Below are 12,546 nucleotides of genomic sequence, written 5' to 3'. Positions count from 1 at the left end.
TGAAGCATCAAACACCCATTCAGGCGCTCAAGGCTTGGCGTGAAAAAAAGCCCGAGTTGTTCGTCAAAAAGGTCTATGAACACACGGGACTTGACAGCTAGGGAAACTGACGTACCATGCGCGTGACCGCATTCGGCTTGGCACTTTGCCTTGATCTGCGGTCTACCGTTGCGTCAACGATATCTGACGCAGCCGTTAGCGGTCGTGACCCGCATTCGTATCCTTAGCCTTCCTCTCAGAAGGCGAATGCGGCCATCAAGGTCGCCGCGACAAGGTGCCGGCATTTGCAGCCGCCATCATTCACCGATGGACGGGATGATGCGCTGCTCCTCGTCTGCACGACGCGTTGTTCAGCTCCAAGCGTCAATCCCCACATCTTCGCAACCTCGGCACCTGCGCGCGTGGGTCCTGGTGATTCCCTTTTTGTCGCATCGACACCGTTCCCCGACTGCAGTCGGCCGGAACCGCGCTCTCGCAGACCGGGCAAATCGCGTGCATTACCTCAAGGATGGAATTGTGAAGACCGAAGCAACCCTCCAGCGCCGCATCCGTCTGCCCATCGTCCTCGACCGCGTTGGCTTAAAACGCTCGGCGATCTACAAACGAATCGCTGCCAAGACCTTCCCGGCGCCGATGAAGGACGGCGGCGCCAGCCTTTGGCTAGAGCGCGACATTGAAGCGTACATTGCCGGCACCTGGAGGGCTCCACAGCTATGAAGAATGGGCAACGAACTAAGTGCGCCACAGGAGGCGACAGTATCGTATCGAAGACGCGTCCGGCCGCAGGTTTCGCGACACCATTCAGCCGTTGATGCTACGAAGGCAAACGTCGTGCGCTGCTGACAACCCCGCCCACGGCGAGTCGCTACCGTTCGATCCCGACCCAATACCGGATCAACTAGCACTAGCCTTCTTTGCCGTCATCGACGGATGATCGCCTTCATCGCCACACCGCGAAAAGCGATGTGGCCTGCAGCTCAATGCTGCTGATCCAGCCAGTCCGACCACACCTGCATCAGCTGAACCCGCTCGGCCCAATACTCGGCGCGGTTGTACGCCCGCCGGGTCTTGTTCTCTTCTTCGTGTGCGAGCTGCTTTTCTACGTGGCGCTCGTCTACGCCTAGGTGCTCTTCGAGGATCGTCCGCGCCATAGCCCGAAAGCCATGGGCTGTGTGCCGGGCCTTGAAGCCGAGCGCATCGAGCGCGCCGTTCAGCGTGTTCTCGCTCAGCGGCTTTTCGTACTTACGGCCCGGGAAGACATAGCCTGCGGGGTCCACTACGCCGAACTGCTGTCGCAGCAACTTGACGGCTTGCCGCGACAGCGGAACCCAGTGCTCGCGCCGCTTCTTCATGCGCTCGGGCGGAATCACCCAGAGCGCTGCGTCGAGATCGAACTCGGCGCCTACCGCCTCTCGGATTTCGCTCGGCCGCTGAAACAGGTAGGCAGACAGCAATAACGCGTTGCGCACGATGGTGTGTTCGTAGCCGCGAATGCTACGCATCAAAGGCGCGACCTCGCCCGCGTTCGTGATGGCCGGGAAATGGCCCTGCTCGGCCTGCAGGAAGCTCTTGAGATGCCCCGTGGGTACAGGCGACGCAGAGACAAGTTCGGCATCGAGCGCGTACTCGTACATCTGCTTCATCCACATACGGACGCGCCGCAACAGTACGAGCGCGCCGCGCGCCTCTGCCTTGCGCAAGATCGCGAGGACTTGCCGTCGCGTCACTTCAGTGGGCCTCTCGGCGCCGATCTCCGGCAACACATCTTTGACGAACGCGGCTCGGATGTCCCCGAGGTAGACCTCGCTCCCCGACTTCTTCCCCATCCACTCGTCGAATAGAGATCGGACGGTGTACATCTCTGTAGCGCGCTCTGCCTTCTTGCGCGCGTCGTCGTCCCGACGTTTGATGAGGGGATCGACACCACGCGCGACCAGTGCTCTCGCCTGATCTGCCATCTCGCGGGCGGCCTTGAGTGAGACATCCGGGTAGCTGCCCAGCGTCAGCGGCTTGCGCTCGCCAGCAAGTCGGTACTCCAACACCCACGACGCGCCGCCACTAGGCCGCACGATCAACATCAGGGTTGTCGCCGTCGCGGATCTTGATACGGGTGTTTTTCTCGGCCGCGTCAGCGGTTGCTTGACGCAATTCTGCTTCGAGCTTTCGGGCGGATAGCAGATCGCGAGCCATGCACGTGGTTCCGAGGTGTTTTCGCGCCCCGATGGTACCTCCAGCGCGCCGCGCGTACCTCCACCAGTACCCCCAACGCGTGCGGCTTGGCGTGGACAGCGGTGGCTAGCGGAGGAAAGAAAAAGCCCCGCGCTCATAGGTGAGGCGGGGCTTTGTGGATGCCTGCGGACTGCGAAGGACAGTCAACTGGCGGAGCCGGAGGGATTCGAACCCTCGATGCAGGTTTTGCCCGCATACTCCCTTAGCAGGGGAGCACCTTCGGCCTCTCGGTCACAGCTCCAAAATCAGCCCGGATTCTAACCCGGTCTTGAGCACGTCTTACGCTGGCGGTTGATCCAAATCGAAGGTGCGGTGCAAAGCGCGCACGGCGAGTTCCATGTACTTCTCGTCAATCACGACGCTGGTCTTGATTTCGCTGGTGGTAATCATCTGGATGTTGATGCCTTCGTCGCTCAGCGCACTGAACATCCTGCTCGCCACGCCCACGTGCGAACGCATTCCGATTCCAACGATGCTGACCTTGCAGATCTTCGGGTCGCCCGACAGCTGAGCGCCGCCGGCCTTCGGGATGACTTCGGCCTTCAAGAGGTCCATCGTGCGTTGGTAGTCGTTGCGATGCACGGTAAACGAGAAATCGGTCTTGCCGTCGTGGCCGACGTTCTGGATGATCACGTCGACGTCGATGTTGGCCTCAGCCACGGGGCCGAGGATTTGGTATGCGATGCCCGGCTTGTCGGGCACGCCCAAGAGGCTCACCTTCGCTTCGTCGCGGTTAAAGGCAATGCCCGACACAACGGCTTGTTCCATTTTCTCGTCTTCCTCAAAAGTGATCAGGGTGCCCGACTTGGCCTCTTCGGCGATGTCGATGTCCCAGGGCGTGAAGCTCGACAGCACACGAAGCGGTACGCGGTATTTGCCGGCGAATTCGACCGAGCGGATCTGCAGCACCTTGCTGCCCAGGCTGGCCATTTCGAGCATCTCTTCAAAGCTGATAGTGTGCAGACGGCGCGCCTCGGCCACAATGCGCGGGTCCGTGGTGTAGACGCCATCAACGTCGGTGTAGATGAGGCATTCGTCGGCCTTCATCGCCGCGGCCACGGCCACCGCCGAGGTGTCCGATCCGCCACGGCCCAGCGTCGTGATGTGGCCGTTGTCGTCGATCCCCTGGAAGCCGGTGATGATGACCACCTTGCCGGCTTCGAGATCGCAGCGCACTCGCTTGTCGTCGATGCTCTGGATGCGCGCCTTCGTGTAGCTGTCGTCCGTGAGGATGGGCACTTGCCATCCTGCGTAACTCACGGCCTGCATGCCTTCGGCCTGCAGCGCGATGGCCAGCAGCCCGACAGAGACCTGTTCGCCGGTGGAAGCGATCATGTCAAGTTCGCGCTGAAGCTCGGGCGTGGTGGCGCCGGGCGAAAGTTCTTTGGCGAGGCCGAGGAGTCGATTGGTTTCGCCGCTCATTGCCGAGGGAACTACCACCATCTGGTGCCCGGCACGGGCCCATTTGGCGACGCGCTTGGCGACGTTGCGAATGCGCTCGGTCGACCCCATGGAGGTGCCGCCGTATTTGTGAACGATGAGTGCCATGCTGATTGGAGTTCGGGGAGAAGCGAAATTCGTGTCACGCCGCGGTCGTGGACCGGGCATTTTAGCCGCGGTTGGGGGTAACCCTGGCGTGATGCTCTCCCCCAGCCTTCCCTCTAAGCTCCACAGAGGCAGGCTCAGAGGCTGAGAGTTTTTCGAGCGTGTCCGAGCAGCGCGTCAAAAGGCACCTGGTCTAGGCGCAAAGCGCAGCCATAGCTCGGGCCATGGCGAGCATTTGCAACGACGAACAGCGGTCTTTTGGCGTGATGAGCGGGCGTGATCGAAATACTCACAGCCTCTCAGTCTGCCTTCGACCCCTTTGTATGAAAGGATTGGTGAGAGGAGATCCATCTCATCGTCACTTGAGGCTGACCCGGCAAAGCCATCACCCGCGCATCGATGCCGAGTCCCGGCACGAACACCAACTGACCGCCGCTGTACAACAACGGACCCTCACGCTCCCACTGCGGCACGGCCGCCGCCTGAAACTGCTTCTTCAAGCTTCGGGCCGGTCGCCCGATGCCTGCCTGAAATTGCTCGCCGCCTTCGCGCTCCTTGAGATCCAGATGCGCAAGCCATGCAAGAGGAACTCCACCTTCTTTCACGCGTTCGACGTGCAGGCCTCCACCCCAACCGGGCAATTGATAATGTCCTGCGCGTTTGACGCTCAATTGTGATTCGCGTCGAACCGTGTTGGGCTCATCCGCAGCATCGACATCGGCCACGAAGCTCAACGCACCGCGGTAACGACGCAAAGTGCCTCGATCGATCGGCCAGGTTGCACTTGACTTGCCTTCGAGCTCGATCATCAGGCGAGAGACCAGACTCGACGGCGCCGCACGACCCATCTTCGCGCGCAACCAGGCACGCAGCACGTTGCTTCGCCGGGCGTTGGACAACGCATGCCAAGCCACCAAGTCGAGCCCCTTGGCGGACTCCATCGAAGCAATATCCGAGGCTGCCAACTCCGCCAAGCACGCTTGCGCCTCCTGCGCCCAATCGGCTGCCAATGCGAGCGCAGTTTCTGCCTGCGGAAATGCTTCGATCAAGGCAGGCCACACCTCATGCCGCAACCGATTGCGCGCAAACCGCGTGTCCTCATTGCTGTCGTCATCGACGTGCTTCAGCCGATGCTTGAGAACATAGGCTTCGACGTCATTCCGGGGTACATCAAGCCACGGCCTGACCCAGGTCATGCCATCACGCTCGATTTCCCGCGGCATGCCCGACAAACCGGCCACGCCTGCCGATCTCAGCGCCTGCAAGACGAACGTTTCGGCTTGATCTCGCTGGTGGTGGGCAAGGAGAACCAGCGATGCGCCGTTCGCCCGCGCCATCGAACGCAGCGCCCGATAGCGCGCGTGCCGCGCCCATGCCTCGACGCTTTCGCCCTTGCCTGGTTTCGTCAGTAAATGCTCGGAGACAAACACCACCGGCAGGCCACGTCGCCTCCACCTCGCGCATTGCGCCTCGCACTGCGCCAACCAGGCGTCTGCGTGCCGACTCAGGCCGTGATGCACATGGAGCGCCAGCACTTCTACACCCTGCGCCACCGACGCCTCCAGCGTGGCATGCAGCAGCGCGGTCGAGTCGCGTCCGCCGCTGTAGGCGACCGCGACACGTGACGTGTTCAATGTTCGGTGGTGTCGTTGAAGCGGCCGTAGGACTGCAGTCGCTCGTAGCGGCGCTGCAGCAATTCCTTGGGCTTCAGGTCGTTGACCTGACGCAGCGCGTCATTCAGTCCGCGCTTGAGATAGGCGGCCATCTGCTTGACGTCGCGGTGCGCGCCGCCCACGGGCTCGTTGACAATCTTGTCGATGAGCTGCAGCGCCTTCAAGCGATGCGCCGTGATGCCCAGGGCGTCGGCCGCGTCGGAGGCACGCGCCGCCGTCTTCCATAAGATGGACGCGCAACCCTCGGGCGAAATCACCGAGTAGATGGCGTACTGAAGCATCAGCGTCTGGTCGGCCACGCTGATCGCGAGCGCGCCGCCCGAACCGCCTTCGCCGATGATGGTCGAGATGATGGGCACTTCGAGCTGCGCCATCTCGTAGATGTTGCGGCCAATGGCTTCCGATTGCCCGCGCTCTTCGGCGCCGATGCCGGGGTACGCCCCTGGCGTATCCACGAAGGTGAACACCGGCATGCCGAATTTCTCGGCCAGCTTCATCAAGCGCAAGGCTTTGCGATACCCCTCCGGCCGTGACATGCCGAAATTGCGCAGTCCGCGTTCCTTGGTGTCGCGGCCTTTCTGATGGCCGAGGACCATGCAGGCTTGTCCATTGAAGCGCGCGAGCCCGCCGACGATGGACTGATCGTCCGCGAAGTGCCGGTCACCGTGAAGCTCTTGAAAGTCGGTGAAGATTTCATTGACATAGTCAAGCGTGTAGGGGCGTTGCGGATGACGCGCAATGAGCGTCACCTGCCAGGGGTTCAGGCTGGAATAGATGTCCTTGGTGAGCTGGAGGCTCTTCTTGCTGAGACGGTCGATCTCTTCGGAGATGTCGACCGCGGATTCGCTCTGCACGTAACGCAGTTCTTCGATCTTGGTTTCGAGGTCCGCCACCGGCGTTTCGAATTCAAGGAAATGGCGTTTGTTCATGCGTGGTGTCCTTGCTCTTGCTCGACTTCAGACCCCGGATTTCATCCGGGCTGCAACCCAGTCCTGGTAGCCCGGACAAAGTCCGGGATTCTCGCGAACGGCAATCTAATAGTCTACCGGTAGCGGATCCAGACTCCGCCAGATGTACCAGGTAGCGACCGAACGAAACGGCGCCCAGGCATCGCCGACTTCACGCACCTCGGCACGCGAAACCGGTTCGCCGCTGAAATAGTTCACGCTGATGCCCTTGACGAGGCCCATGTCATCGAGCGGCAAAACATTCGGCCGCATCAGGTGAAAAATGAGAAACATCTCCGCCGTCCACCGGCCGATGCCGCGGATCGCAACGAGTTCATCGATGATGGCCTCGTCGTCCATTTCTTGCCATTGCGGCACATGAACGGCACCCGATTCGAAGTGCGCGGCAAGGTCGACAAGGTACTCGACCTTGCGCGCCGACAAGCCTGCTGCACGCATGTCGGTGAGATGGAGCGCCAGCACTGACGAAGGATGAATTTGGGTATGTTGTCCGGGTGTGAGCGCGGCGAAGCGCTCCCACACCGACTGCGCAGCCTTCACGGAGATCTGCTGCCCCACAACGGAGCGTGCGAGCGTGGTGAAGGCATCGCCCCGGCTTTGCAAACGCAGTTCCCCGAACTGCGGAATGAGTTTGCGCATGACACGGTCACGTTTGGACAGGTGTTTGCAAGCATCGTCCCAATAGTTGGGCGTGACCTCGACGTTGTTGACGCGAGCAGTGCTCATGCAACTGTTATGCCTTCACCCAGGTCGTGCCCTGCGCCGAGTCTTTCAACTCGATGCCTTGGGCGAGCAGGTCCTTGCGAATCTGGTCCGCACGAGCGAAGTCCTTGGCCTGCTTAGCGGCGGCACGCATGGCAATACGTGCTTCGATTTCCAGGACGTCCAATTCGCTGCCACTTTGCAAATACTCGCGTGGCGATTGCTGCAGGATACCAAGCGATGCGGCAAGGCCCTTCAGCAATGCCGCCGTCTCCGGCGATCGCGTGCGATTCACTTCACCCGCCAAGTCGAACAACACCGCCACCGCTTGCGGCGTGTTGAAGTCGTCGTTCATCGCGTCGCGGAACTTCGCCGCCTGCGGCTGTGCCCAATCCACCGCAGCGCCGGAGGCTTCGACCGCATCTAGCGCCGTGTACAAGCGGCGCAGCGCAGCAAGCGCATCATCGAGATTGGTGTCGCTGAAGTTGAACGGGCTGCGGTAATGCGTGCGCAGCATGAAGAAGCGAATAGTCTCGCCGTCGTAGCGCTTGAGAACGTCGCGGATGGTGAAGAAGTTTCCAAGAGACTTCGACATCTTCTCGTTGTCGACGTTGAGGAAGCCGTTGTGCAACCAGTATTTGACAAACGGCTTTCCCGTCGCACCTTCGCTTTGCGCGATTTCGTTTTCGTGGTGAGGAAACTGAAGGTCCAAGCCGCCGCCGTGGATGTCGAAGGTCTCGCCGAGAATGGCGCAACTCATCGCAGAGCATTCAATGTGCCAGCCGGGGCGGCCCTTGCCGAACTCGCTGGCCCACTTCGCATCTTCCGGCTCGCTCTCTTTCGCACTCTTCCAGAGCACAAAATCGAGCGGGTCTTCCTTGCCGTCGAGCACCGCAACCCGCTCGCCCGCGCGCAATTGGTCAATCGACTTGCCGGAAAGTCTTCCGTAGTTCGGAAACTTGCGCACCGAGAAATTCACGTCGCCGTTGGTCGCGCGATAAGCCAGCCCCTTGGCCTCGAGCGTGCCAATCATGTCGAGCATTTGCGGCACGTACTGCGTGGCGCGCGGCTCGTGCGTCGGCGGGGAAATGCCCAGCGCAGCAACGTCCTCATGCATGATCGCCGTCATCTCATCGGTGAGCTGACGGATGGGAATGTTGCGTTCCAGCGCGCGCTTGATGATCTTGTCATCGATGTCTGTGATGTTGCGAACATAGGTCACGTCATAGCCGAGCGTTTTCAGCCATCGGTAAGCGACGTCGAAAGCCATCATGAAGCGCGCGTGGCCCACATGACAGTAGTCGTAGATCGTCATGCCGCAAACATACATGCGGACATGATTCGGCTCGATGGGCTGGAAAGTTTCTGTCTCTTTAGACAGCGAATTGAATATGCGCAATGTCATCACACGGTCGAGCCCACCACGGGGCCGTCATTGAACGTTGCCACGTCGACTTGAAACGAGACGTCGGTCGGTTCGCGCCGAGTCTCCCTCTCGGCGCGATGCCAGGAAGGGACGTAAGTCAACAGGGGCCTGCTCTACAATCAAACGAGTATAGCGGGGCCGCCTGAAACAGCAGGTCTTCGGTATGCAGGCGGGAGTGAACCCCCCGCACATCCACTCTCATCCGATGCTCGCACCAATCCAACGCACTCTCGGCATTTTTGCAATTTGCTGTGCCGCGCTCGTCAGCCCCGCCTTCGCGGACGATGCGAGCGAGATCAACCGGCTGTTCTCCGCAGGCCAGGTGAGCGAAGCCCTCACCAAGCTCGACACACTCATCGCCGCCCGGCCGCGCGATCCCCAGCTTCGCTTCCAGAAGGGCGTGCTGCTCGCCGAAGCCAAGCGCAGGGATGAAGCCGCTGCCGTCTTCACGCAGCTGACGATCGACTTCCCCGAGATTCCTGAACCGTACAACAATCTCGCGGTCATCTATGCGGCCCAGAGCGAATACGACAGGGCGAGAGCCGCCCTCGAAGCCGCCATCCGCGCCAAGTCCGACTACGCGGTCGCGCACCAGAACCTGGGTGACGTCTACGCGCAGCTCGCCAAGATTTCCTACACGCGTGCCTTGCAACTTGATCCGTCCAGCACGGCCATCGGACCCAAGCTTTCCGTGCTGCGCGACTTGGTGAAAACCATTCCGGCTGCGCCGCCCCCGGCGCCTGAACCGTCCAAATAGGTCCTCCCCCACTCGAAGTCAAGAAGGAGCTCATGACAATCATGGCAAACGTATTCCTCCGCTCATGCCTGCCTGCCGTCGCCGCCGTGACTCTGCTGATGGGCGCGACGCCGCTCGCCCTTGCACAGAAGGTCAAGCTCGACACGTCCATGGGTGACATCGTCATCGAACTCGATGCGGCGAAGGCGCCCAAGTCGGTCGACAACTTCCTCAAGTACGTCAAGGCCGGACACTACGACGGCACGGTGTTCCACCGCGTTATTCCGAACTTCATGATCCAGGGTGGCGGCATGACCGCCGACATGAAAGAAAAGCCCACGCGTGCCCCTATTCCTCTCGAGTCGCGAAACGGCCTGAACAACACGCGCGGTACTGTTGCAATGGCGCGCACCGGCATTCCCGATTCCGCCACCTCTCAGTTCTTCATCAATGTGAAGGACAACGATTTTCTCAATGCCGCCAACTCGCGCGACGGCAACGGCTACGCCGTGTTCGGCAAAGTCGTCTCGGGCATGGACGTGGTGGACAAGATCCGCGTCGTGCCCACCGCGAATTCCGGCCCGCACGCTGACGTGCCGACCACCCCGGTCATCATCAAGAAGGCCACAGTCCAGGAGTGAACATGAACAAGCAAGTCGATCTGCAAACCAACAAGGGCACCATCCGCGTCGAACTCGACGAGAAGAACGCGCCGGAATCGGCGAAGAACTTCATCTCATACGTCGAGAAGGGCCACTACGACGGCACGGTGTTCCACCGCGTCATCAAAGGCTTCATGGTCCAGGGTGGCGGTTTCGAAGCCGGCATGAAGCAGAAGTCCGTCGAGGCGCCGATCAAGAACGAGGCAGGCAACGGGCTCAAGAACGACAAGTACACCCTTGCGATGGCGCGCACTTCGGACCCGCATTCGGCCACGGCGCAGTTCTTCATCAACGCCAACGACAACGCCTTCCTGAACTTCAAGTCTGAAAGCCCGAGCGGCTGGGGCTATGCCGTGTTTGGCAAGGTGGTGTCGGGCCAGGACGTGGTCGATTCGATCGAAGGCGTGAAGACTGGCCGCAAGGGCTTCCACGACGACGTGCCGCTCGAGGACGTTGTCATCGAAAAGGCGACGGTCGTCGGCTGATCGCCCTCGCCTTCTTGGGTCTCATGACTGCACCTGCCACATCGCACCCCGCCTTCACCGAATTTGCAATTCCGGCGACGTGGCAGAGCGTCGACTTTCTCAGTGACCTGCATCTGAGCGACTCGACGCCACGCACCTTCGCAGCGCTTTCGACGCATCTGCGATGCACACGGGCGGATGCGGTATTCATCCTCGGCGATCTGTTCGAAGCGTGGGTCGGCGACGATGCACGTCAGGAAGGCTTCGAGGCGGAATGCGTGGCGATGCTGTCTGAGGCCTCGTCGCATCGCTTCATCGCGTTCATGGCGGGGAATCGGGACTTTCTGGTCGGACCAGACATGCTGTCGCACTGTGGTGTGATGCATCTCGCCGACCCGACCGTGCTGCTGGCCTTCGGCCGGCGCTTGCTGTTGTCGCACGGCGATGCACTGTGCCTCGGCGACATCGAATACCAGCGCTTTCGCGCCGAGGTGCGCGGTGCGGCATGGCAGCAACGATTTCTTTCGCAGCCGCTCGTTGCGCGCCGACAGATCGCGCGCGATCTGCGGGCTCAGAGCGAGCAGCACAAGCGTCAGCAGCAACCCGGAGAATGGATTGACCTCGATCCGGCTGCCACGCGCAAGTGGATGGAAGCGGCCCATGCCGGCAACTTCGTGCACGGCCACACGCATGTGCCCGCCAGCCATCAAGTCGCGACCGGACTCACACGACACGTACTGAGCGATTGGGACTTCGATCATGCAGCCCCGCCAAGAGCGGACGTATTGCGCTGGTCCCGAAGCGGCATGGAACGAGTCGCCCCATCCCGCTGATGGTGATTGGTCGATTGTTCTCCGGCCTGCGCCGCATGCGTGTTGAACGCACCCTGCGGCGGCGGGCCATTCCGGACGATTTGTGGGACTTGACGGTCGCGCGCTACCCATTCATCGCCAGGCGCAGTGACGACGACCTCGGGAGCCTGCGCGATCTTGCGACCCTCTTTCTCGCGCAGAAGGAATTCCACGGCGCGCAAGGCTTAGCGATCACCGACGAGATCGCCGTTGCCATCGCGGCGCAGGCCTGCTTGCCGATCCTGCGCCTGGGTCTTGTTCACTACAACGGTTTCGTCGGCATCGTCGTCCACCCGGATGAAGTCGTCGCACGCCGAGAGGTGATGGACGAGGATGGAGTCCTTCATCTTTACGACGAAACCGTCACGGGCGAAGCGATGGAAGGTGGCCCGGTCATGCTGTCATGGCACGATGTGGCCGCCGCGGGCGAGTCGGCCGAGTGGGGCTACAACGTCGTGATCCACGAGTTCGCGCATGTGCTGGACATGGGCGATGGGGCAGCGGACGGCATTCCGCCTCTTGCGGATCGTGCGGCGCGCAAAGCGTGGGCGGCAGTGCTCGACTCGGAGTTCAACGATTTTTGCGACCGCGTCGGTGCGGGGCACGACACGCTGCTTGATCCTTATGGGGCGGAAGGCGTGGACGAGTTTTTTGCGGTGGCATCGGAGGTGTTCTTCGTCGCACCCGGCGATCTGCGGATGGAACATCCGGCGCTGTACGACTTGCTTGCGGGTTACTACCAACAAAATCCATAGCGTTGATTCCATCCTGATCACGAATGCAAAACGCCCCGCTTTCGCGGGGCGTTTGCCTATCGAAGAACCAAAAGTCTGCTGACGATCAGCGAACGACCTTCATCTCTTCGCGCTTTTCACCCTTGTAGGTGAAGAGCGTCAGCGCGCCATTCTTGATGTCGCCCTTCTCGTCGAAGGTGATGTCACCTGTCACGCCGTGGTAGTCATTGGTCTTGGCCAACACCGGCAGGTACACCTTCGGGTCGGACGAGCCAGCCTTCACCATCGCGGCCACCATCACGTTGACGGCGTCATACACGTACGGCGCATAGATCTGCACGTCGGTGCCGAACTTCGTCTTGAAGTCAGCCTTGAACTTCTCCATGCCCGCCTTCTGCTTGCCTTCGACGCCGCCGGCTTCCGCGCAAATCACTTGCCCGTCAGCCATCGCGCCCGCCGCAAGCTTGGGCAGTTCGCCCGAGCACACGCCGTCGCCGCCCATGAACTTGGCGTTGATGCCGAGTTGCTTCATCTGGCGGATCATCGGGCCGGCCAC

The 12,546-nt window shown here is 61.1% G+C and carries 14 protein-coding genes and 1 tRNA gene; 6 read left to right on the top strand and 9 right to left on the bottom strand.

Going from position 1 to position 12,546, the window contains the following annotated elements:
- The first annotated feature begins 492 nt into the window (after positions 1-492).
- Positions 493-717 (top strand): helix-turn-helix transcriptional regulator, encoded by a 225-nt coding sequence (locus AC30NL_RS21330; RefSeq protein WP_489465987.1) that lies wholly within the window; start codon positions 493-495, stop codon positions 715-717.
- A 260-nt stretch (positions 718-977) separates the two neighbouring features.
- Here the strand turns inward: AC30NL_RS21330 and AC30NL_RS21325 are convergent, their stop codons facing one another.
- The 8 genes from AC30NL_RS21325 to cysS form a co-directional block, all read right to left on the bottom strand.
- On the bottom strand, positions 978-2,069 hold the full coding sequence (locus tag AC30NL_RS21325) for a tyrosine-type recombinase/integrase (RefSeq protein ID WP_489465986.1): 1,092 nt from the start codon (positions 2,067-2,069) through the stop codon (positions 978-980).
- Entirely contained in the window at positions 2,059-2,190 is a 132-nt protein-coding gene (locus tag AC30NL_RS21320; protein WP_489465985.1) for a hypothetical protein, read from the bottom strand. Before AC30NL_RS21320 ends, AC30NL_RS21325 begins: the two co-directional genes overlap by 11 nt.
- Positions 2,191-2,377: 187 nt before the next feature.
- A tRNA-Ser gene (locus AC30NL_RS21315) sits at positions 2,378-2,470 on the bottom strand.
- A gap of 38 nt (positions 2,471-2,508) precedes the next feature.
- Entirely contained in the window at positions 2,509-3,777 is a 1,269-nt protein-coding gene (locus AC30NL_RS21310) for an aspartate kinase (protein WP_489465984.1), read from the bottom strand.
- 296 nt (positions 3,778-4,073) lie between these two features.
- Positions 4,074-5,408 carry a tRNA lysidine(34) synthetase TilS gene (gene tilS, locus AC30NL_RS21305; RefSeq protein WP_489465983.1) on the bottom strand — a complete coding sequence of 445 codons (1,335 nt, stop codon included), beginning with the start codon at positions 5,406-5,408 and terminating at the stop codon, positions 4,074-4,076.
- On the bottom strand, positions 5,405-6,376 hold the full coding sequence (locus tag AC30NL_RS21300; protein WP_489465982.1) for an acetyl-CoA carboxylase carboxyltransferase subunit alpha: 972 nt from the start codon (positions 6,374-6,376) through the stop codon (positions 5,405-5,407). The genes tilS and AC30NL_RS21300 overlap by 4 nt, the downstream gene beginning before the upstream one ends.
- A gap of 105 nt (positions 6,377-6,481) precedes the next feature.
- Entirely contained in the window at positions 6,482-7,141 is a 660-nt protein-coding gene (locus tag AC30NL_RS21295) for a DNA-3-methyladenine glycosylase family protein (protein ID WP_489465981.1), read from the bottom strand.
- Between the two features lie 7 nt (positions 7,142-7,148).
- The gene (cysS, locus tag AC30NL_RS21290) at positions 7,149-8,522 is read right to left on the bottom strand and encodes a cysteine--tRNA ligase (RefSeq protein WP_489465980.1); all 1,374 of its coding nucleotides are present in this window, start codon (positions 8,520-8,522) and stop codon (positions 7,149-7,151) included.
- A gap of 226 nt (positions 8,523-8,748) precedes the next feature.
- Between cysS and AC30NL_RS21285 the strand changes: the two genes are divergently transcribed.
- From AC30NL_RS21285 to AC30NL_RS21265, 5 genes are all read left to right on the top strand, one after another.
- On the top strand, positions 8,749-9,300 hold the full coding sequence (locus AC30NL_RS21285; protein WP_489465979.1) for a tetratricopeptide repeat protein: 552 nt from the start codon (positions 8,749-8,751) through the stop codon (positions 9,298-9,300).
- Positions 9,301-9,398: 98 nt separating this feature from the next.
- A complete protein-coding gene (locus AC30NL_RS21280) occupies positions 9,399-9,920 on the top strand; it encodes a peptidylprolyl isomerase (protein ID WP_489465989.1) in 522 nt (173 codons plus the stop codon).
- Between the two features lie 2 nt (positions 9,921-9,922).
- Positions 9,923-10,426, top strand: a complete 504-nt coding sequence (locus AC30NL_RS21275; RefSeq protein ID WP_489465978.1) for a peptidylprolyl isomerase — start codon at positions 9,923-9,925, stop codon at positions 10,424-10,426.
- A 23-nt stretch (positions 10,427-10,449) separates the two neighbouring features.
- A complete protein-coding gene (locus tag AC30NL_RS21270) occupies positions 10,450-11,238 on the top strand; it encodes a UDP-2,3-diacylglucosamine diphosphatase (protein ID WP_489465977.1) in 789 nt (262 codons plus the stop codon).
- 2 nt (positions 11,239-11,240) lie between these two features.
- Positions 11,241-12,011, top strand: a complete 771-nt coding sequence (locus tag AC30NL_RS21265; RefSeq protein WP_489465988.1) for a M90 family metallopeptidase — start codon at positions 11,241-11,243, stop codon at positions 12,009-12,011.
- Positions 12,012-12,096: 85 nt separating this feature from the next.
- Here the strand turns inward: AC30NL_RS21265 and AC30NL_RS21260 are convergent.
- A partial coding sequence (locus tag AC30NL_RS21260; protein WP_489465976.1) for an ABC transporter substrate-binding protein occupies positions 12,097-12,546 on the bottom strand: 450 nt, incomplete at its 5' end.

It is taken from the genome of Rhizobacter sp. (genome assembly GCA_021153565.1).
Classification (GTDB): domain Bacteria; phylum Pseudomonadota; class Gammaproteobacteria; order Burkholderiales; family Burkholderiaceae_C; genus Albitalea.
The sequence above is the reverse complement of the archived record's forward strand: the minus strand, read 5'-3'. Positions and strand labels throughout refer to the sequence as shown.